This window comes from Amycolatopsis decaplanina DSM 44594, assembly GCF_000342005.1.
GTDB lineage: Bacteria > Actinomycetota > Actinomycetes > Mycobacteriales > Pseudonocardiaceae > Amycolatopsis > Amycolatopsis decaplanina.
Genome location: NZ_AOHO01000045.1, coordinates 161,799 through 183,000, shown reverse-complemented (window position 1 = coordinate 183,000; position 21,202 = coordinate 161,799). Strand labels below are relative to the sequence as shown.

The window sequence follows — 21,202 nt, the reverse complement described above, 5'->3', positions numbered from 1 at the left end:
AGGAACCACCGAATGTAAACCTTCTTGCCCATTTCGGGCCGGACCCGGATAACTTTGGTGGAACACCTTGGTTCGACAGGAGGCGAAGCTCGTGGTTGGCGCAGAAAATCCGCCCGTCGGCACCCCCGCCGGGATGCGGAAGATCAATCAGCGCGCCGTGCTGGATCTCCTGCGCCGCAGCGGCCCGGCGACGCGGCCCCAAGTCGCCAAGGACACCGGTCTTTCGAAACCCACGGTGAGCCAAGCGTTACTCGCGCTCGAAGCGGCCGGTCTCGCCAGGGCGACCGGGCACACCTCGACCGGCACCGGCCGGTCCGCCGTGCTCTACGAAGCGGATCCCACGGCCGGTTACGTCCTCGGTGTCGACATCGGACGCGAACACCTCCGCGTCGCCGTCTCGGACCTCGGCCACACCGTGGTAGCCCGCCGTGACGAGCGGAACACCTCGCGTTCGGGCACCGCGCTCGTCAGCGCCGTGGGCGCCCTCGCGTCGGCGACGGTGCGCGAAGCGGGGTTGAGCCAGGCCGACATCGTCGTGCGGGTCCTCGGCTCGCCCGGCGTCGCCGACCCGGACAAACGCTGCTTCCGGCACGCGCCGAACCTGCCCGGCTGGGGCAAGGCGGGCCTGCTCGACGAACTCGAAGGCGTCCTCGGTCCGGATCTCATGGTCGAGAACGACGCGAACCTCACCGCCGTCGGCGAATGGGAACGCGGTGCCGCGCGCGGCGCGTCCGTGTTCGGCTGCATCACCATCGGCACCGGCGTCGGCATGGGCGTGATGGTCAACGGCCAGGTCTTCCGCGGCGCGACGGGCGCGGCGGGCGAGATCGGCTACCTGCCCTACGGCCAAGCGCACGCGGCGGGCGAAGGCGAGGACGCCCCGCCCGTCCGCGGTCACCTCGAAGAGGCGACGGCGGCGCAGTCCGTCGTCCGCGGCGCGCGCGAACTCGGCCTCGGCACGGCGAAATCGGCCCGCGAGGTCTTCCGGCTCGCCCGTGACGGCGACGAACTCGCCCTGCGTGCCGTCGAGGCGGAAGCGGACAGGCTCGCGTACACCGTGGCGTCGGTGGCGGCGGTGATCGACCCCGAACTGATCGTACTCGGCGGCGGTATCGGCACCGCGGCCGATCTGCTGCTCAACCCGATCGACCGTGCCCTGCGCTCGTTCACTCCCCTGGTCCCGTCCGTCGTCCAGGGCGAACTGGGTGACGACGGGGTGCTGACCGGCGCGATCAGCGTCGGGCTGCGCGCCGCCGAGGGCCTGGTCTTCGAACGCAAGGTCGGCGCGGCCTAGGCCGCCAGCCGCCAGGCCTTCCCGCCGGCGCTGACCCGCCACGGTGTCAGCCTCAGCACGGTGATCCCCGGGTCCAGCGGGTCCTCGCCGCCCATGATCTTCGGGTCGAAGCCCAGAGGCTCCGGGGTTTCCGAGGCCAGGCGCCACAGATGGCGTCGTGTTTCCTCGTCGTCGGCGTAGGCGGCGCCGCATTCGGCGACGGCGACCTCGTGCGCCGGATCCCAGTACGAGCACGAGACGAACGGCGTGCGGGCCAGGTGCGCCTTCTTCAGCGGCGTCGGCCGGGTGAACAGGTGCCCGACGAGCCCACCGTCCCGCTCCTCCCAGATCGGGTGCACCACCCGGGACCTCGGTCTGCCCTGCCTGTCGACGGTCGCGAGCGTGCACCAGACCACGCGATGGGCGACGCGGACGAACTCCGCCGCCACGTCGGGCGGTATCGTGCTAGATTCCACAACCATGGTTGTGGATCCTACGCCGTCGAACCTCGACCTGTCACTCGTCTCACTGTTCGCGGGCTGGACGATGGGCGGCGAAATCCAGCGGCGGCTGACCGCCGACGGCTTCGGCGACCTGCGGTTCAACGACGGCGTCGTCTTCCAGCACGTGCTCGCGGGGCCGCTGTCGATCTCCGCGCTCGCCGAGCGGATGGGCGTGACCCAGCAGGCGGCGTCGAAGGCGGTCGCCGAACTGGAACGCCGGGGCCTGCTGCGGCGCGAACCCGATCCGGCCGACGCGCGTACCCGCCTGCTGCACCTGACGGAGAAAGCCGAAAGTGCCGTCGAAGCGTCACGGGAACACCGGGCCGCGCTGGAAAGGGAACTCACCGCCGAATTCGGCGAAGAGCGGGTCTCGGACACGAAAGCGCTGCTGGCCGGGATCCTCGGCCGCTACGGCGAACCGGAGGCGATCCGCGGTCGCCGGGTCCGCCCGCCGCTGTGAGTGTCGCGCGCCCCTGCTCGCTTGGCGTTCGTGTTCCGCGCCACCTGACGAAGCCGAGCGTGTACCGGCGAGCGCGGGTAGCGTGGCCAGACATGATCGGTCTGCCCGACACCATCACGGCCTGCCTCTTCGACCTCGACGGCGTGCTGACCGGAACCGCCGCCCAGCATCGCGAAGCGTGGAAACGCACGTTCGACGAGTTCCTGCGCGCCCGCGACGGTGACGCGTTCTCTCCTTTCACGGACACCGACTACGCGGCCTACGTCGACGGAAGGCCGAGGGCTGACGGCGTCCGCACCTTCCTCGCCTCGCGCGGGATCGAACTGCCCGAGGGGAACCCGGACGACGGCATCGAAGCCGCCACCGTCAACGGGGTCGGGAACCGGAAGAACCAGCTGGTGCTGAAGATCATCGACGAAGAGGGCGTCACCCCGTACCCGGGTTCCGTCCGGTATTTGAAGGCGGCGAAGGCGGCAGGATTGCGCGTCGGCGTCGTCACTTCGTCGGCCAACGGCGCGAAGGTGCTCGACGCGGCCGACCTGACGAAGTTCGTCGAAGCGCGGATCGACGGGATCGTGATCGCCGAGAAGAACCTGCGCGGCAAGCCCGCCCCCGATTCGTTCCTCGCCGGTGCCGAGGCGTTCGGTGTCGCACCGGCGGACGCGGCCGTCTTCGAGGACGCTCTCGCGGGCGTGCAGGCGGGCAAGGACGGCGGTTTCGGTTACGTGGTCGGGGTGAACCGGGCGCACCAGGCCGGCGAACTGCTCGCGCACGGTGCCGACGTGGTGGTGGACGACCTCGCCGAACTCCTGGAGGGCCGCAAGTGACCGAATCGCTTCTCCGCGGCTACGAAGTCGCGCCCTGGGAGCTGCGCTGGCATGGAATGGACGTCGACGCGTTGCAGCGCACCGAATCGGCGTTCGCGGTGTCCAACGGGCACATCGGCCTGCGTGGCACCCTCGAGGAGGCCGAGCCGCGCGGTCTGCCGGGCACCTATCTGAACGGTTTCTACGAACAGCACGACCTTCCTTACGCGGAGAGCGGTTACGGCTATCCCGAAGAGGGGCAGACCGTCGTCAACGTGACCGACGGCAAGATCATCCGGCTGCTGGTCGAGGACGAACCGCTCGACATGCGGTACGGCCAGGCCACCGATCACGACCGCGTACTCGACTTCCGGAAGGGCACCCTCGCGCGCGACACCGTCTGGTCTTCGCCGACCGGGCGCCGGGTCCGGGTGAAGACCGAACGCCTGGTCTCCTTCACCCAGCGCGCCGTCGCGGCGATCCGGTACGAGGTCGAGCCGCTCGACGACGACCTCCAGCTGGTGGTGCAGTCGGATCTCCTGGCTAACGAACCGATCGAGTCCGACACGCGCGATCCGCGGGTCGCGGCGGCACTGGAGTCGCCACTGGTCGGGGAATACCACCACGCGGAGGCGTACCACGCGGTGCTGGTGCATCAGACCCGGCGATCCGGGCTGCGGATGGCCGCCGCGATGGACCACAAGATCGACGTCTCCGACGGCGTGCGCACGCATATCGAGGCCGAGGACGATCTGGCACGGCTCACCATCGCCGTCGACGTGCCCAAGGGCGGACGCCTGCGGATCACCAAGTTCCTCGCCTACGGCTGGTCCGCGCAGCGTTCGGTGCCCGCCGTGCGCGCACAGGTCGAGGCCGCGCTGGCCGGGGCCCGGCAGACCGGCTGGAAGGGACTGCTCGCCGAGCAGAAGGAGTTCCTCGACGACTTCTGGGAAACCTCGGACATCGAGATCGACGGCGACCCCGAACTGCAGCAGGCGGTGCGGTTCGCGCTCTTCCATCTCCTGCAGGCCGGGGCCCGCGGCGAGACGAGGGCGTTGGCGGGCAAGGGCTTGACCGGCCCCGGCTACGACGGGCACGCGTTCTGGGACACCGAGACCTTCGTCCTGCCCGTGCTCACCTACAGCATGCCGGACGCCGCCCGCGACGCACTGCGCTGGCGTCACTCCACTTTGGACAAAGCGCGGGAAAGGGCGACACAGCTGGGTTTGCGCGGCGCGGCGTTCCCCTGGCGGTCCATCAACGGCGCGGAGTGTTCGGCGTACTGGCCGGCGGGCACGGCGGCGTTCCATGTCAGCGCGGACATCTCCGACGCCGTCGTGCGCTATCTCAACGCCACCGGCGACGAGGAGTTCATGCGGACCTGCGGCGCGGAACTGCTCCTCGAGACCGCGCGGTTGTGGTCGTCGCTCGGGCATTTCGACCGGCGGGGCCGGTTCCGCATCGACGGCGTCACCGGACCGGACGAGTACTCCGCGGTGGCGGACAACAACGTCTACACGAACCTGATGGCCCGCCGGAACCTGTTCTACGCCGCCGAAATCGTCGGCCAGCACGACGACGTGGCGACCGCGTTCGAAGTCACCGAGGACGAGGTCGCGTTGTGGCGCAAGGCGGCCGACGCGATGCTGGTGCCCTACGACGAGGACCTCGGCGTCCACCCGCAGTCCGAAGGGTTCCTGGAGCACGACGAGTGGGATTTCGAGGCCACGGATCCGGACTTCTACCCGTTGCTGCTGAACTTCCCGTACTTCGACCTGTACCGCAAGCAGGTGGTCAAGCAAGCGGATCTGGTGCTCGCCCTGCACCTGTGCGGGGATTCCTTCACCCCGGAGCAGAAGGCACGCGACTTCGCCTACTACGAGGCGCGGACCGTGCGGGATTCCTCGCTGTCGGCGGGAACCCAGGCCGTGGTGGCGGCCGAGGTCGGCCATCTCGAACTGGCTTACGACTACCTCGCCGAGGCCGCGCTCACCGATCTGCACGACGTGCACAACAACGTCCGCAACGGGCTGCATCTGGCCTCGCTGGCGGGCGCGTGGCAAGGCACCGTCGCCGGGTTCGGCGGGCTGCGCGACCACGGCGGGCGGCTGACCTTCGCGCCGCAGCTGCCACCGCGACTGCGGCGGATCGCGTTCCGGCTGACCTTCCGCGGCACCCGGTTCCAGGTCGAGATCGACGGTGAGGGCGCGACGTACCACGTGATCACCGGGGAGCCGCTGGAGCTGGCGCACCACGGCGAGACTTTCACGGTGACCTCCGAGCCGGTGCGGCTGCCGATCCCGGCGCTGGATCCGGGTCCGGCGCCGGTGCAGCCCGCGGGCCGCGCTCCGGTGCGGAGGCAGCCTCCGGACGCGTGAAGCCGCTGCTCAGTCCGGCGGTTCGATCGGCACTTCACCGTTGCCCGGCACGTCGTCGACCTCCTTGGTGCCGTGCGGGCCGACATCACGGTTGGGCGCGCCCGGCACGTCGGTCTTCGGCTGGATCCCGCGAAGGTCGTCGAGGTTTTCTTCGTCGTCCTGCCCGAAGCTCTTCTTGCTTTCCCTCATGTGTCCGGGGTACCCGCTCGCGGCCGGATGCGCCAGTCTTCAGGCGGCTTTCGCCGGTTTGCCCTCCAGCGTGACCAGCCCGTCGAGCATGCCGAGCAGCAGCCCGTCCCTGGTGGACCACGGGCAGATGGCGACCTGCTTACCGGACAGCGTCAGCAGCGCCTCGGCGACGATCGCGCCCGCGAGCGCCTGATGGGAACGCTGCCGCGAGATGCCCGGCAGCTCGGCGCGGCGTTTCGCGGGTAGTTTCGCCAGCCGCGGGATCCAGGCGCGGAGGTCGTCGAGGTGCAGTTCCCGGGAGCGGGACGGCCGGTCGCCGGCCAGCCGGGCGAGTTGCCGCAGCACCTTGGAGCAGCCGACGGCGCGATGGTCCCGGATCTGCGGCAGGACGTCCTGCATCGCGTCGCGGACCTCGTCGAGCACGTGTTCCCGCATCGCCCGCACGACCTTGGCCGAGGGGCACTCGGTGGCGAACCAGTCTCGCGTCAGTGAGCGGGCACCGAGCGGCAGGGAGTGCGCGAACCCGGCCTCCTCCGCGTCCCCCGCGGCGAGTTCGACGGTCCCGCCGCCGATGTCGAGCACCAGCAGCCCGCCCGCGGAAGCGCCGTACCACCGGCGCGCGCCGACGTAGGCCAGTTCGGCCTCGCGGCGGCCGCTGAGGAACCGCAGTTTGACCCCGGTGGCCTTCGCGACGTCACAAACGACCTGCTTCACGTTGGCGGCGTCACGGATCGACGAGGTGGCGAGCGGGTAGACGTCCTCGACACCGTGTTTGGCGGCCGTGGTCATCCCGGCCTCGACCGCGGACGTGACCGCGTCGATGCCACGCCGGGTCAGCTTGCCGTCGTCGTCGAGTTCCCTGTCCAGCCGCAGCCGCGTCTGGTGGCTCAGCACGGGGTCGAGCGGCGAACCACCCTTGGCCACAACGACCAGCCGCGCGCTGAACGACCCGACGTCAAGGACCGCGGCGGACGGCTCGCCGATCTGCTTGCGCACGCGAGGCACCTCACCTTCGTCGCGAACGTATTCCCCCGAGGTCTCGCTTTCACTCCTGATAATGGCGGATTTTCTTGCCGTTCAGGCGTGATTCACGTTCTCTTTCCACCGGAAGACCACTTTTTGACCACGAAGGGGATACACCGGCGCAGGTCAAGGATACCGGATCGATACAGGTGAGAGGTTCGCCTCCCCCCTGCGCCCCTAGTCGATCAGTTCGCGCAGCTTCGAAACCTGCGCGACACGGGCCTCACGACCGGGAAGCAGCGGGTTGACCACCAGCGTCGTCGCGCCGGCCTCGCGGAAGGCGGCCAGCCGCTCCTTGACGTGGCCCTCGGGCCCGATCAGCGAGATCGCCCTGATCAGCTCCTTCGGCACCGCCGCGGCGGCCTCTTCCTTCTTGCCGTCCAGGTAGAGGTCCTGGATGAGCTTGGCTTCCGCCTCGTAGCCGTACCGCTGAGCGAGACTGTTGTAGAAGTTCTTGCCGCGCGCGCCCATGCCGCCGATGTAGAGCGCCAGCATGCCGCGCAGGTGGTCCAGCATCCCTTCGACGTCGTCACCGATCGCCAGGGCGATGCCGACGAAGGTGTCCAGCTCGCCCAGCGACGGGTCGCGCTTCGCCTTGCCCTCCGCCAGCGACGCGCCCCAGACGTCGGCGGCCTTCTCGGGGTGGAAGAAGATCGGCTCCCAGCCCTCGGCGAGTTCGGCGGTGAGCGCGACGTTCTTCGGGCCGATCGAGGCCAGCAGGATCGGGATCCGCTCGCGCACCGGGTGGTTGATCAGCTTCAGCGGTTTGCCGAGGCCCGTGCCCTGCTCGGGTGGCAGCGGGATCGAGTAGTGCGTGCCGGAGTGCACCACCTTCTCCCGCCGCCACACCTGACGGCAGATGTCGATGATCTCGCGGGTACGACCGAGGGGCGCGTCGTACTTGACGCCGTGGAAACCCTCGATGACCTGCGGACCGGACGCGCCGATGCCGAGTGTGAACCGGCCGTCGGAAACGAAGTCGAGCCCGGCGGCGGTCATCGCGGTCAGCGTCGGCGTCCGCGTGTAGATCTGGAAGATGCCCGAGGCGATCTGGACGCGATCGGTCTTCGCCGCGACGTAGCCGAGCTGGCTGACGGCGTCGAACGAATAGGCCTCGGGGACGAAGACGATGTCCAGTCCGGCCTTCTCCAGCTCGACGATGTCGGCCACGCTCTCGGCGAACCCGCCGGCGTAGCTGATCGCGGTCCCGATCCTCATCGGCATCTCCTCATAAGTTACTGAGCGTTCGCTTAGCGATAGTATGCGCCCGGGCCACGCTCGTCGCGTGTGTCCCGGCTCACTGCGCGGCCACCCATGCCTTCACCACGTCGTCCAGCACCCGCAGCGGCAGGATCCCGTTGCTCAGCACGACCTCGTGGAAGCCCTTGATGTCGAACCGGTCACCGAGCGCGGCCTCCGCCTCGGCGCGAATCCGCTCGATCTCGAGCCGCCCCACCATGTACGACAACGCCTGCCCGGGAACGGCGGCGTAGCGGTCGATCTCGGCCTCGATCTCGACCCTGGCCATCGGCGTGTTCTCGACCAGGAAGTCGACGGCCTGCCGGCGGCTCCAGCCGAGCGCGTGCATCCCGGTGTCGACGACCAGCCGCCCGGCGCGCATCGAATCCTGGGTGAGCATGCCGAACCTGGTCAGGTCGCTGGAGTACAGGCCCATCTCGTCGGCGAGGCGCTCCGAGTAGAGACCCCAGCCTTCGACGTAGGCGTTGACGTCGGCGTGCCCGCGCAACATCGGCAGGCCCTTGAGCTTGTGCGCGATGCAGATCTGGAAGTGGTGGCCCGGAACGGCTTCGTGGAAGGCGATCGCCTCGCTCGTGTGCTTCGGGCGCAGCTCGGCCTCGTAGGTGTTCGCGTAGTAGGTGCCCGGCCGCGAACCGTCGAGCGACGCCTCGATGTAGTACGCCAGCGTGCCACCGGGCGCCTCCGCGGGCGGGACCGGCTCGACCTCGCACCGCTCCTCGGGAACGGTCGAGAACCACTGCGGGGCGACGGCTTCGGCTCGGAGGATGGCGTCACGCGCGGCGGTGAGCAGTTCGTCGCCGTCTCGCCAGCGGAGTGCCGGGTCGGTGCGCAGCCGCTCGAAGATCTCGTCGAGATCCTTGGTGCCGAAGATCTTCTCGCCCAGCTCGCGGTACTGGTCGGCCAGTTTCGCGATCATGTCGAGCCCGGTGTCGTGCAGATCCCGCGCGGTGCGCTCGGTGGAGGTGTGCGCCCGGATCAGCGCGGCGTACTTCTCCTGCCCGCCCGGAAGCGCGCAGAGACCCGGTTCCTCTTCGGACTTCGCCACGGGACGCAGCTCGTCGGCGAGAAAGTCGCGATACCGGGTGTACGCGGGCCGGACGACCTCGGCCAGCAGCCGGTCCCGTTCGGCTTCGTAGCCCTCCACGGAAACGGACGCGGTGAGCGCCAGCGGATCCCCCGCCTCGTCACCGAGATAGCGCTCCACGTAGGCGATCCCGCCTTCGACGAGGAAGCCGGGCGGGACCAGCCCGTCGGCCGCCGCCGCGCGCTGGCGCACGATCAGGGCGTCCAGGTAGGCGCCCATGCCCTCCAACCGCTTGAGGTAGCCGCGGACCTTTTCCTCGTCGTTCAGCGACAGCACCGAGAGTTCGTTGAGCATGAACAGCGCGGGCGAGGCCAGCCCGTCGCTGACCGAGAATTCGGCGGCGCGGGCGTCGATGACGTCCACCATCGCCTTCGCCTGCTGGATCACGACCTCGCGGGTGACCGCCTCGGCCGGGGAAAGTCCTTCGGTGTCAAGGGCTTCGGCCCGCTCGGCGATGGCGACCGCCGTTGCGCGCCGCGCGGCCGCGGCCTCCGCGCTCGGGTCGGGCAGGGCGCCGTGGTCGCCGGGGAGGCCGAGCAGGGAGCGCCACAGCGGAAGCTCTTCGAACTTGAGCTCCATCAGCTCTTCGGCGAGGCCGTTCGGGGTGTCGCCGTGGCCGTCGACCCAGTCGCGGACCACACCGTTCAGCACCGAAAGCGGCAGCGACCCGCCGCCGAGCATGACGTCGTGGAAGGCCTTGATGTCGAACCGGCCGCCCAGCGTCAGCTCGGCCTCGGCGCGGATGCGCTGGATTTCCAGCCGTCCCACCATGTACGACAGCGCCTGGCCGGGGAAGGCGATGTACCGGTCCACTTCGGACTCGATCTCCACGAGCGCCATCGGCGTGTTCTCGGTGAGGAAGTCGATGGCCTGGCGGCGGCTCCAGCCCAGCGCGTGCAGCCCGGTGTCGACGACCAGCCGTCCGGCGCGCATCGAGTCCATGGTCAGCATGCCGAGCTTCGCGACGTCGTCGGAGTACAGGCCCATCTCGTCGGCGAGGCGCTCGGTGTACAGCCCCCAGCCCTCGGCGTACGCGGTGAAGTCACCGATGCGGCGCAGCAGCGGGAGTTCGGTGAGTCCTTGCGCGAGGCTCAGCTGGAAGTGGTGGCCGGGAATGGCCTCGTGGAACGCCGTCGCCTCGGCGGCGTGCCGGAAGCGCTCCTCCGCCTTGTGCGTGTTGGCGAAGTAGATCCCGGGCCTGGACCCGTCGACCGCGGGCCACATGTAGTACGCGGCGGGCGCGCCGGGCGCGGATTCGGCGGGGACCGGCTCGACCGTCCACGGCTGCGGCGGGATCCGGCCGAACCACTTCGGCGCCTCGGCCTCGGCCCTGGTGATGGCCGCGCGAGCGGAATCGAGCATCTCGTCGGCACTGGACCAGCGCAAGGCCGGGTCGGTGCGGAGCTTGGTGAAGATCTCCTGGAGATCGCTGGTGCCGAAGACCCGCGAGCCGTACTCGCGATACTCGTCGGCGAGGTCGGCGATCACGTCGAGACCGGTCTGGTGCAGCTCACGAGGGGTGCGGTCGGTCGTCGTGTGCATCTCGGCGAGCAGGGCGTAGATGCGCTCGCCGTCGGGCAGCCAGCAGACACCGGGCTTGTCCTCGGGACGGCCGTGCGGCGCGATCTCCTTGGCGAGCACCTCGCGGTACTCGGCGATCGCGGGCCGGACGACGTCGCGCAGCAGGCCGGCGCGGCGGGTTTCGAAGTCCTCGTCGGGCGCGGGCTGGCGCAGCAGCGGATCGGCCGACGGCTCGGCGAGGTGCCGGTCGAGGTACGCGATGGTGGCATCGACGAGATACGCGACCGGGACCAGGCCGCGGGCGACGCCGTCACGATGCCGCTGGGCGGCCTGCCGCAGGTACTCGGGGATCGCGGCGATCCGCCCGAGGTGCGCCTCCGCCTGCGCGCCCGTCCCGACCGACATCATCGGCAGCACGGTGAGCACCTCGGCGGCGGGCGAGATGAACAGATCACTGACGGTGAACTCGACGAACCGCGAGTCCAGCAGCGCGATCCTCGCCCGTGCCATCGCGATCAGGACGTCACGGGTGGTCTTCTCCTCCGCGCTCAAGCCGTCGGTGGCGATGGCCTCGGCCCGCTCGGCGAACCCGGCCAGCCGCGCGCGGAAGGCGTCCCCCGCGGCCTCGCTGAGATCGGTGAGCCCGGTCGATTCCGGACGGAAGCCCTGCAAAGCGGGCATGACCGGCTCGGCGTCGAAGAGGGCTTCGACGAACTCGTCGGCGAGGGCGGAGACTTCGCTCATGGTTCTTTCCCCAGGGGGTCGGTGGAGGCGGTATCCCCGACCCTAATGGAGAACGCGTACGACCGAAGCCGGGTTTTGCCGCACTCGGAAGGCCTCTCCCCGCGGCGCCGGGGGCGAGACGGTAGCGTTCCCGGACGTGGCCGTGACCGATCCCGTGGACATCCGCCTGCTCGCCGCCCTCGCGGACCTGGGCAAGGCGGCCGTACACGAACTCGCGGCCAAGGTCGGGATGGATCCGCGCGAGGTCGCGTACCGCCTGGTCGCCCTCTCCGGCAGCGGGCTGCCGCTGCTCGTGGGCGTGGAGAGCGACCCGAACGGGCTACGGGCCGCCATCGCCGGCTCGCCGCCTTCCTGGGCTCAACAACCCGCGCAGCCTCAGCAACCCCCACAGCCTCAGCGTCCGCCGGGCCACTCCGGACCGCACAACGTCCAGGGCACCCCTTCGGGGCCGTACAACGTCCACGGGACGCCTTCGGGCGCGTACAACGTGCACGGCACGCCGTCGGGCCGCTATCCCGGTCCGCCGTCGGCTCCGGTGCGCCAGCCGATGGCGCCGCCTCAGCAGCCACCGCCGCGGCCGCCCGTCCCTCCGCAGCAGCAGTTCGCCGCGCCCCCGATGGCGCCCGCCGACCCGGTGATGAGCACGTGGGGTGTCCCCCAGACCGCGTCGTGGGCTCGTGGTGACGAACAGCAGGTCACGCCGCAGCCCGCCCCGGAGGGCAAGAAGGGCCGGACCGGTGACGTGATGGAGACCCAGGGCCTGGAGGGCGAGCAGCTCACCGTCCAGTTGCTCGAGGTCCAGGACCCGGCGGACTACCTGTTCAGCGCGGCGGGCTACTCGCTGGAAGCCGGGGAACGGTCCGTCGTGGTGCACACCGAGATCACCAACCGCGGGAACATCCCGTTCGTGTCGCTCCCGGACAACTACCTCGAACTGCTCACCGCGGACGGCAAGCCGATCGCGAAGGCGCCGGTCTCGCTGACCTCGCGGCCGCCGCACAAGATCGGCGTCCGGCCTGGTGAGACCCTCGGCGGGCACACCGTGTACGTGCTGCCGGACGCCACCCGCGTGGTCGCCGTGCGCTGGTCGCCCCGGCCCGAGCCGGACGAGCGCACGCTGACCTGGTCGATCGAGGACTGACCCGGCTCGCCTCGTGAGTGGTAAGGACGGTTCTAACCGTCCTTACCACTCACGAGGCTCGGGGCTCAGTTCTCGTCCTGCAGGATCCGCAGCGCGGTGGCCAGGTCGTCCGGGTACTCCGACTCGAATTCGACCCAGCGCCCGTCGGACGGGTGGGCGAAGGCGAGCGTCTTCGCGTGCAGCCACTGCCGGGAAAGCCCGAGTTTGCGCGCCAGCACCGGGTCGGCGCCGTAGGTCAGGTCACCGACGCACGGATGCTTGAGCGCGGAGAAGTGCACGCGGATCTGGTGCGTGCGCCCGGTCTCCAGCTTGATCTGGGCCAGCGAAGCGGCGCGGAAGGCCTCGACGACCTCGTAGTGCGTGACGCTGGGCCGCCCGCCCTGGACGACGGCGAACTTGTAGTCGTGCCGGGGGTGCCGGTCGATCGGCGCGTCGATGGTGCCGCGTGTCGGATCCGGGTGGCCCTGGACGATGGCGTGGTAACCCTTGTCGACGGTGCGTTCCTTGAACGCCCGCTTCAGCACGGTGTACGCGTGCTCACTCTTCGCCACGACCATCACGCCGGTGGTGCCGGCGTCCAGCCGGTGCACGACGCCCTGGCGTTCGGCCGCGCCCGAGGTCGCGATGCGGAGCCCGGCGGCGGCGAGCCCGCCGACGACGGTCGGCCCGGTCCAGCCGGGGCTCGGGTGCACGGCGACGCCGACCGGCTTCGAGATCACCACGATGTCGTCGTCGTCGTGCAGGATCTTCATGCCTTCGACGGGTTCCGCGACGACCTCGACGGCCGAGGCCGGATCGGGCAGCGTCACTTCGAGCAGCCCGCCGGCGGTCAGCCGGTCCGACTTCCCGGCGGGCCTGCCGTCGAGGAGGATCTCGCCGGATTCGGCCAGTTCCGCCACGACCGTACGGGAAAGTCCCAGCAGTTTCGCCAGCCCCGCGTCGACGCGCATGCCGTCGAGCCCGTCGGGGACGGGCAACATCCGCGCGCTCATTCGCTCGCCGCCTTCTTTTTGTCCTTTGTAGACGATCCGTCGTAGTCCTTGCCCAGCAGGGACAGGATCACGATGAGCACGCCGCCGACGCAGATCGCGGAGTCGGCGACGTTGAAGATCGCCCAGCCCTGACCGTTCGGCGCGAACGCGGAGATCATGTCGACCACGTGTCCCTGCAGCGGGCCGGGGGCACGGAAGATCCGGTCGGTCAGGTTGCCGAGCGCGCCCGCCAGCACCAGGCCGAGACCGATCGCCCAGCCGACCGAGCGCAGCCGCCGGGACAGCCAGACGATGGCGACCACGACGGCGATCGCGACCAGCGCGAGCACCCAGGTCAGCCCGGTCGCCATCGAGAAGGCGGCACCGGGGTTGCGCACCAGCTGGAAGTACACGAGCCCGCCGAGGAACTCGACCGGCGGCTTGCCCTCCAGCGTGGACACGGCGATCTGCTTGGTGAGGAGGTCGATCCCCCACAGCACCGCGGCGACGACGAACACCACGGCGACGCGCTTCTTGGGCAGCGGCGGCGAGGGCGGCGCGGTTTCGGGCTCTGTACTCACGCACCCATTGTCCACTGAGCGTGTTCAGGTCTCCTCGGCGGCCGCCTTCGGCCTGCTCAGCAGGGCCGCGAACGCCCCGGCGAGCACGACCAGCGACGACAGCACGAGCGCGAGCTGCCCTTGCGCGAGCACGACCGCGCAGAGCACGTAGGCCGCGGCCACCACCAGCACGAGCACGCTGCGCTCCAGCCAGGCGAGCGCGACCAGACCGAGTGTCAGCAGGATCGCGCTCCGGGTGTCGCCGTCGAGATCGAGTTCCCAGTACCCGACCAGATCCGCCAGCACGATGGCGACCAGTCCGCCGAGCGCGATCGCGACGACCTTCCACCACCGCATGGCCTTCGACCGGAGGGCATGGAAGAGCACCGTGCCGAGGTAGACCGCGAGCACGGCGAACAGCCAGCCGTCGTTCCGGCCGAGGCCGGAGAACGACATGTCCAGCGCGGCCGCGGTCTCGCGGCTCATCTCCACACCGCGAAAGGATCCGAAGACTCCGCCGGACCCGACTCCATACAGATTCTGAGTCAGGAACTGCTGCTCGCCCGTAGCGGGTGCGTAGGCGAACCAGCCTCCGGACCACATCCCGCCGAAGGACAAGGCCACCACCGCCAGCTGGGCGAATCCCAGTAGCGCCAGCGGAAACCAGTAACGCGGTCGCTCGTTCCCCATGCGGGGTGAGGGTAGTGGTTCAGGCGCAGAACGGTGGGAGTTCGCGCGGGTCGTTCTCCGGAACCCAGCGGCCTTCCGGCTTCTCGTACTTCCAGCGCGCGCCGCGGGCGACGATCTGGCGCAGCGCCAGGACTAGCCGGTCCACGTGCTCGATGGTGCTGCCGAGACCGAGGCTGACCCGCACGGCCTGCTGACCCGTCGAACCGGCGACGGCGATCAGCCGTTTGGTCGCCACGTGCGCGCAGAACGCGCCGTCCCGCACACCGATGCCGTACTCCGCGGACAGGACCGCGGCGAGCCAGCCCGGGTCGAAGCCGTCGACGACGAAGCTGAGCGTGCCGACCCGGTCGACCGGCGCGTCGAAGAGTCGCAGTTCGGCGAATCCGGGGATGCCGGCGAGACCGCGGCGCAACCGCGCCAGCAGCTCGTCCTCGTGGGCGACGATCGCGTCCCAGTTCGCGGCCAGGGTCTCGCAGGCGACACCGAGCGCGTGGACGCCGACGGTGTTGGGGGAACCGGCTTCGTGCCGCTCGGCCCCGGAATTCCAGACCACGCCGAGGTTTTCGGAGTCACGGATGACGAGTTTCGTGGCGCCGCCACCGGCGAGGTACGGCTGAGCCGCGCGCAGCCAGTCGGCGCGGCCGATCAGGGCACCCGCTCCGAAGGGCGCGTACAGCTTGTGCCCCGACAGCGCGACGTAGTCGACGTCCAGTTCACGCACGGAGATCCTGCGGTGCGGTGCGAGCTGCGCCGCGTCGAGCGCGATCCGGGCGCCGTGCCGTCGCGCGACAGCGGCGACCTCCTTGACCGGCAACAGTTCTCCGGTCACGTTGGACGCACCGGTGATGACGACCAGCCGCGGGCCCTGCGGGCAGTCCGCGAGCGCTTCGTCCACAGCGGACACCGCGGCGAGGCGGGTGCGCGGTGTCTCGATCCGGCGGACGTTCGGCCCCTTCCACGGAAGCAGCGCGGCGTGATGTTCGGTGTCGAACACGACGACCGACGTGTGCTTCGGCAGGCTGCGCGCGAGCAGGTTGAAGGAATCGGTGGTGTTGCGGGTGAACACGACGGTGTCGGTCGACCGCGCGTCGACGAAGTCACGCAGGATTCCGCGCGTGCGCTCGTAGAGCCTGGTGGAGACCTGCGAGGCGAACCCGGCGCCGCGGTGCACGCTGGCATACCAGGGCAGGAACTCGTCGACAGCGTCGCGCACCTTGTCCAGACAGGGGGCGCTCGCCGCGTGATCGAGATTGGCGTACCCGATGTCGCCGCCGGTGACCAGCGGAACCCGCAGATCGGCGCACGCGACCGTCGGGATTTCGTGTGTGGCAACGGTTTCCGCGACAGCGGCGTGAGTGTTCGTGCGTTCGAGAGCGAGAGTCATCGTCATCCTCCGGGCCAGGGGACCCGGCGAGGATCCCGCGCTTGCCCGTCGCACCTCGCGACGAGCCAGGTCCTCACCCGGGGCACCCCACCGCGGAAGGAGGGTTGCCGGTCAGCTAGCCGGGGCTTGACGCTGACACTCGTGACCTACGGACGAAGTTAGCGGATGGGCGGGCGATCGAGCCAGCCCTTGTCCGCATCTTGAGACGCCGCTCACGTGTTCCGCGAGCGAAAAGAACCGCTGCCCGGCGCCGCGCCGCGCCGGGCAGCGGCGGGTCAGACCCGGAACCGGCCGGGCAGGGGGACGGTCGCGCGCGAAGAGGTTTCGGTCGCGGTACCCGAGTATTGATCGGTGCCCGCGGTGAACTGCCAGCCGCCGAAGGTCTTGCCGTCGACGGCTTCGCCGTAGGCCTCGGCGACCTTGGTCGAGACCTCGTTGTAGGACATGCCGTTCCAGTTGCCCGCACCGACTCCGAAATCGCGCGAGTCGCCGCCCTGCGCGGCGGCCGTGGGCAGGGTCCACAGGGTGAAGTGCACGTGGGCACCGGTGCTGCTGCCACCGCAGGGCAGCGCGTTGCCGGTCCGGCCGAGGGCGTCACCCGGGGCGACCTTTTGCCCATCGGTGACGGAAATGCGCTCCATGTGGTAGTACCCGGTCCGCCAGCCGCCATCGTGGTCGACGGTCACCCAGTCGCCACCGGCGCAGTGCTGGATCCGGACCGTGCCGGCCAGTGGGGCGCGAACGGTCCTGTCACCGGGGCTGAAGTCGATGGCGTTCTTCACTCCGGAGGTCCCGTTGTCCGAGTGGATCCCCGCCGAGTAGACCGACTGGCCCGTGTCGAAGGGCAGCCCGAAGGCGGGAAAGGCGCCGGCTGCCGTCGCCGTCGGGGCGGCGAGAACCACTCCGACGAGTGCGGCGGCGGCCCCCAGGCCGGCGAACCGCAGAGGAAGTTTCGTCACTTTGCGTACTCCTTACCCCGTGACACTCACCCATTCGATGGAGTCGATTGCGGGGAAAGTAATCCAAAAGGAGTACAAAAGGGAAGAATTTTCTGAGATCAACCGACGAGCAGGCTGGTGCCGGTTCGTGACCTACTGGCCGGATTCGCCCTTCCACCTGGCGAGACGGCCGGCGCGGTCGACGGCCCGCAGGCGTCGTTCGGCCGCGTCACGGGCTTCAGCGGTGGTCACGACGAGTAACTGATCGCGTTCCTGGAGCCGGGTGTTCTTGTTCGGCGTGAACCCGGCGCCGTCGCGGACGAGGAGGCTGATCGTCGCCCCCACCGGCAACCGCAGTTCGGCCAGGTAGACGCCGTGCATCTTCGATCCGGTGTTGATCCGGACCTGCAGGAGTTCCGCGCCCATCTCGTCGAGTGGCGCGGAGTCGACGTCGATCTCGTGCGCTTCGGCGTGCTGGGCCAGCCCGAGCACCCGCGCGAGCGGAGTCAGCGTCGCCCCTTGAAGCAGCGTCAGCACGATGACCAGCACGAACACCGCGTCGACCAGCCCCTGTGCACCCGGCACCCCGGACGACAGCGGGATCAGCGCGAGCACGATCGGGACCGCTCCGCGCAGCCCGGCCCAGGACAGGAACACCTGTTCTCGCCAGGGGATCTTGAACGGCAGCGCCGACAGCAGCACCGACAGCGGGCGGGCGAGCAACAGCACGACCGCGCCCGCGACCAGGCCTTGGACCAGGCTTTCGAAGATCCTGCCCGGCGAGGCGAACAGGCCGAGCAGCACGAACAGCCCGATTTGCGCGAGCCAGCCGAGCCCTTCGGCGAAGGACAGCGTGTCCGACCGGTGCGGCAGCTTCGAGTTCCCCAGCACCAGGGCCGCGACATAGGTGGCGAGCAGGCCCGAGGCGTGGGCGAGCTGCCCGCTCGAGTACGCCACGACGCACACCGCGACCGTGGCCAGCGGGTACAGGCCGGTCGCCGGGAGGGCAGCCCGTCGCAGCGCCTGCGCGCCACCCCAGCCGAAGGCCAGGCCGATCACCAGACCGGCGGCGAGTTCGTAGACCACCAGCAGCGGCAGCGACCAGTCGACGGTCGCGCCCTCGGCGAGGACGACGACGGCGATGTAGGCCGGGGCGTCGTTGATCCCCGACTCGATCTCCAGCGCGCCGACGAGCCTCTTCCCGATCCCCGCCGATCTCAGGACCGAGAAGACCGCGGCGGCGTCGGTCGAGGCCAGTACCGCGCCCCACAGCAACGCCATCCGCCAGTCCAGGCCCAGCAACCAGTGCAGGGCCGCGCCGGTGACCGCGATACTCACCGCGACGGCCACTGTGGACAGTGCGATTCCGATGCCCAGCGAGGGTTTCACGGCCGTCCACCGGGTGGTGAGGCCACCTTCGGACAGGATCATCACCAACGCGGCGAGGCCGAGCGACTGCGTGAGCTCGGGGTTGTCGTACTGGATACCGAACCCGGCTTCGCCGAGGAGGACCCCCATCCCCAGGTACAGCAGGAGCGAAGGAAGGCCGACCCGGATCGACACCCGGACGGCGATCACGGCGACGAGCAGCACGGCACCGCCGGTGCCGAGGATGAGCGGGAGCTGCTCCATGTCGCCTCCCGTTCCGGTCGCCGTGAGGGCTCCAGAATAGTGAGGCGGTGGTCGTCACTCGTTCGTGTACCGGTCGAAAACCGTCCGGATAGCCTGTGTTACGGACTGTCCTTTACAGACCGCGCAGGGCGGCCAGGTCGACACCGAGTTCCGCGAACGGTTTTTCAGCCGCGGACAGGACTTTCACCGCGCGGTCGCCCTCACGGGACAACCAGCCGGCACTCGCCCCGTGAGACAGTAACGCCGCGGGGACCTTGCCCGCCAAATGATCACGGCGCACTGTCCAATCCAGACAGTCGCGCAGCATCGGGCGGCGGCCGCCGGCGATCTTCACCCCGAGCGCGCCGAGCACCTCGCGCCCGCGACCGGTCAACGTCAGGCCGTCGGCCGCGTCGATCAGCCCGGTGGCGAGCATCCCGTCCCGCAGCGCGACGCCGACCGTCCCGGCGAGGTGGTCGTAGCAGGTCCGGGCGAACTCGAGCCGTTTCACCCGGAGCGACGACCGCAACCCCTTCACCGGCCGGTGTTCGGCGTGTTGCGCCAAATGCTCGATCAGCTCCGCCACCCGGGGGTCGGCGATCCGGACGTAGCTGTGCCGCCCCTGTTTCACCCGCACGACGAACCCGGCCTCGGTCAGCTTCGTCACGTGCTCGCTCGCCGTCGACGTCGCCACCTCGGCCGCGCCCGCCAGTTCGGTCACCGTCCAGGCCCGCCCGTCGAGCAGCGCGAGGCACATCGACGCGCGGCTCGGATCGGCGAGCACGGCCGCGACCTCGGCCAGGGCGATCGTCTCCATGCGCCCACCGTAGAAGACCCACGGTTCGGCGACGGCCGAACTCCTCAACCCGCCAGGAACTTCGCCGCCAGCTGGACAGCGGGCTTGGAGTCGTTGGAGCCTTCGAGCATGACGGCGAAAGCGACGTCCCCGCGGTAGCCGACGAACCAGCCATTGGCGTCCGCGCCCGAGCCGAACTGCGCCGTCCCTGTCTTGCCGAAGACGGCTCCGCTGCTCTTCAACGCCTTCGCGGTCCCCGTCGTGCAGACCTCGCGCATCATCGCTCGGACCTGGTTCAGCACACCGGCGGGCGGGGCCTGATATCCGGCGTTGACCTTGGTCTCCAGCCCCTGCCACAGCTTCGGCACCACCGGTTTCCCCGTGGCGACGGTCGCGGCCATGAGCGCCGCGCCCAGCGGGCTGACCTGCACCCTGCCCTGTCCGATCCCGGCCTCGACCTGCTCGTCACCGCTGCTCGACGGCTCCACCTTCCCGGTCTCGGTGGCCAGTCCCGGGATCTCGAAGTCCGCGTTGAGGCCGAACTGGGTGGCCGCCTTCGCCAGACCGTCCGCTGGCAGCTGCCCTGCGAGCCGGCCAAAGGTCGTGTTGCACGACGCGGCGAACGCCGTCTTCAGCGAAACGGTCCCCAGGTCGAACCCGTTGTCGTTCTTGAGCGTGCGGGTCCCGATCTGCTCACTGCCCGGGCAGGCCAGCGGGGAGTCGGCGGTGACCCCGCCCTGCTGCAACGCCGCGGTCGCCGTGGCGATCTTGAAGGCCGAACCCGGCGAGTACAAGCCGTTGAGCGCCGTCGGCTGATTCCCGGCGGCACCGTTCTGCGCGACGGCCAGGAGTTCGCCCGAGGTCTTCATCGCGACGAGGATCGCCGGCCCCTGAAAGCCATCGACGGCTTTCTGCGCGGCCGTCTGGGATGCCACGCTCAAGGTCGAAACCAGCGGTTTGTCGGTCTCGGTGGCCTGCCCGAAGAGCGTTTCGACCGGTTTTCCGGAGACGTCGACGCGCGACACGGTGACGGTGGCCGGGGTTCCGCTGCCGCCGTTCTGCTCGGCGGCGACCTTGGACAACGCCCCTTGCAGGATCGGCGCGACACCTGCCGCGTCACCGCCGACGAGGGCCTTGCCGTCACGGTCGGCCACGACCGGCTTGGCCGAAACGGGCGCGACGGAAAGCCGCTGCCCGGCTTCGAGCTTCGGGTGGATCACCGACATCGCCCAGCGGACCACCCATTTCCCGGCGTTGCGCACCAGATCCAGCTTGCCTTCGTACTTCCAGACGCTGTTGCCCGCGAAGGTCCACGCGGCGTGGAAGGTCGCCGAAGTCGTGGTCGCGTCGCCAGGCGTCGTCGGGACCTCGCCGAGGGCGGTCTTGACCGACGCCCCGTGGAGCGCGCCGCGCGCCCCCGCCCACGCGGTCGTGGCCGCCGCCGGATCGTCGACCGGGGCGGTGGTCAGGTCACCCATGTCGAACAGCCTCAGGAACCGGGCGGCGACCTGCGCCGGGCTTTCCTGCGCGCTCTCGGTGGACTCCCCCGGTCCACCTCCGGAGGCCGCGGGCGCCCGGTCCTCCTTGACCAGCAGCACCACCGCGGCCACCACGATGGCGACGACCGCCAGCGCGGCGCCGATCAGGATCCCTCTTTTCCGGGCAGGACTCATGGATTCGCTCTCCCCCATACGGCGCGTACCTTCGCGCGCCCCCGGGCGCCAGCCTGCCGATTTCCCCCGCGCAAGGCGGGCGGTCGGCGAGAAAGCGACGGTTCCGAATCCGTTTCGTGATCCCGGTGATCAGGACCTCGTGGATGCGATGAAAGGCCCCTTCATCGCGAATTTCGCGATGAAGGGGCCTTTCCTGT

The 21,202-nt window shown here is 69.9% G+C and carries 18 protein-coding genes and 1 riboswitch; of the genes, 5 read left to right on the top strand and 13 right to left on the bottom strand.

Translation table 11 applies throughout. The features are described 5' to 3' along the window. Positions 1-91: 91 nt before the first annotated feature. Positions 92-1,294, top strand: coding sequence for an ROK family transcriptional regulator (locus tag H074_RS10525; protein ID WP_007030007.1), 1,203 nt, complete (start codon positions 92-94; stop codon positions 1,292-1,294). On the opposite strand, the gene H074_RS10520 is transcribed toward H074_RS10525, so the two are convergent. After that, a complete protein-coding gene (locus H074_RS10520; protein ID WP_039922043.1) occupies positions 1,291-1,755 on the bottom strand; it encodes a pyridoxamine 5'-phosphate oxidase family protein in 465 nt (154 codons plus the stop codon). The genes H074_RS10525 and H074_RS10520 overlap by 4 nt on opposite strands. On the opposite strand from H074_RS10520, the gene H074_RS10515 reads away from it, so the two are divergent. The 3 genes from H074_RS10515 to H074_RS10505 all read left to right on the top strand — a co-directional run bounded on the left by H074_RS10515 (position 1,754) and on the right by H074_RS10505 (position 5,420). Continuing rightward, a complete protein-coding gene (locus tag H074_RS10515) occupies positions 1,754-2,236 on the top strand; it encodes a MarR family winged helix-turn-helix transcriptional regulator (RefSeq protein WP_039922041.1) in 483 nt (160 codons plus the stop codon). The two genes, H074_RS10520 and H074_RS10515, sit on opposite strands and share 2 nt — an antisense overlap. Before the next feature lie 92 nt (positions 2,237-2,328). Next, a complete protein-coding gene (locus H074_RS10510; protein ID WP_007030004.1) occupies positions 2,329-3,063 on the top strand; it encodes an HAD family hydrolase in 735 nt (244 codons plus the stop codon). Beyond that, the gene (locus H074_RS10505; RefSeq protein ID WP_007030003.1) at positions 3,060-5,420 is read left to right on the top strand and encodes a glycoside hydrolase family 65 protein; all 2,361 of its coding nucleotides are present in this window, start codon (positions 3,060-3,062) and stop codon (positions 5,418-5,420) included. The genes H074_RS10510 and H074_RS10505 overlap by 4 nt, the downstream gene beginning before the upstream one ends. A gap of 9 nt (positions 5,421-5,429) precedes the next feature. Here the strand turns inward: H074_RS10505 and H074_RS10500 are convergent, their stop codons facing one another. The 4 genes from H074_RS10500 to H074_RS10485 all read right to left on the bottom strand — a co-directional run bounded on the left by H074_RS10500 (position 5,430) and on the right by H074_RS10485 (position 11,241). Next, on the bottom strand, positions 5,430-5,609 hold the full coding sequence (locus H074_RS10500) for a hypothetical protein (RefSeq protein WP_039922039.1): 180 nt from the start codon (positions 5,607-5,609) through the stop codon (positions 5,430-5,432). Positions 5,610-5,648: 39 nt separating this feature from the next. Next, on the bottom strand, positions 5,649-6,605 hold the full coding sequence (locus H074_RS10495) for a Ppx/GppA phosphatase family protein (protein ID WP_007030002.1): 957 nt from the start codon (positions 6,603-6,605) through the stop codon (positions 5,649-5,651). Positions 6,606-6,809: 204 nt separating this feature from the next. Then, a complete protein-coding gene (locus tag H074_RS10490) occupies positions 6,810-7,850 on the bottom strand; it encodes an LLM class F420-dependent oxidoreductase (RefSeq protein ID WP_007030001.1) in 1,041 nt (346 codons plus the stop codon). Between the two features lie 79 nt (positions 7,851-7,929). Next, positions 7,930-11,241, bottom strand: a complete 3,312-nt coding sequence (locus H074_RS10485; protein WP_007030000.1) for a DUF885 domain-containing protein — start codon at positions 11,239-11,241, stop codon at positions 7,930-7,932. Positions 11,242-11,377: 136 nt separating this feature from the next. Here H074_RS10485 and H074_RS10480 point away from each other — a divergent pair, with 136 nt between their 5' ends. Beyond that, a complete protein-coding gene (locus H074_RS10480; RefSeq protein WP_007029999.1) occupies positions 11,378-12,382 on the top strand; it encodes an AsnC family protein in 1,005 nt (334 codons plus the stop codon). A gap of 65 nt (positions 12,383-12,447) precedes the next feature. On the opposite strand, the gene H074_RS10475 is transcribed toward H074_RS10480, so the two are convergent. The 8 genes from H074_RS10475 to H074_RS10440 form a co-directional block, all read right to left on the bottom strand. After that, entirely contained in the window at positions 12,448-13,374 is a 927-nt protein-coding gene (locus H074_RS10475) for an RluA family pseudouridine synthase (protein ID WP_007029998.1), read from the bottom strand. Further along, a complete protein-coding gene (lspA, locus tag H074_RS10470) occupies positions 13,371-13,934 on the bottom strand; it encodes a signal peptidase II (RefSeq protein WP_039922037.1) in 564 nt (187 codons plus the stop codon). The genes H074_RS10475 and lspA overlap by 4 nt, the downstream gene beginning before the upstream one ends. Positions 13,935-13,958: 24 nt before the next feature. Next, positions 13,959-14,603 (bottom strand): hypothetical protein, encoded by a 645-nt coding sequence (locus H074_RS10465; RefSeq protein WP_007029996.1) that lies wholly within the window; start codon positions 14,601-14,603, stop codon positions 13,959-13,961. Between the two features lie 19 nt (positions 14,604-14,622). Further along, entirely contained in the window at positions 14,623-15,987 is a 1,365-nt protein-coding gene (locus H074_RS10460) for an aminotransferase class V-fold PLP-dependent enzyme (protein WP_007029995.1), read from the bottom strand. Between the two features lie 32 nt (positions 15,988-16,019). Next, positions 16,020-16,134, bottom strand: a riboswitch (SAM riboswitch). A 128-nt stretch (positions 16,135-16,262) separates the two neighbouring features. Then, the gene (locus H074_RS10455; RefSeq protein WP_007029994.1) at positions 16,263-16,946 is read right to left on the bottom strand and encodes a M23 family metallopeptidase; all 684 of its coding nucleotides are present in this window, start codon (positions 16,944-16,946) and stop codon (positions 16,263-16,265) included. Positions 16,947-17,078: 132 nt separating this feature from the next. Beyond that, on the bottom strand, positions 17,079-18,557 hold the full coding sequence (locus H074_RS10450; protein WP_007029993.1) for a potassium/proton antiporter: 1,479 nt from the start codon (positions 18,555-18,557) through the stop codon (positions 17,079-17,081). A gap of 112 nt (positions 18,558-18,669) precedes the next feature. Then, entirely contained in the window at positions 18,670-19,353 is a 684-nt protein-coding gene (locus H074_RS10445; protein ID WP_039922128.1) for an ArsR/SmtB family transcription factor, read from the bottom strand. A gap of 44 nt (positions 19,354-19,397) precedes the next feature. After that, complete coding sequence (locus tag H074_RS10440) at positions 19,398-21,005, bottom strand: penicillin-binding transpeptidase domain-containing protein (protein ID WP_039922127.1); 1,608 nt, start codon at positions 21,003-21,005, stop codon at positions 19,398-19,400. Positions 21,006-21,202 lie beyond the last annotated feature (197 nt).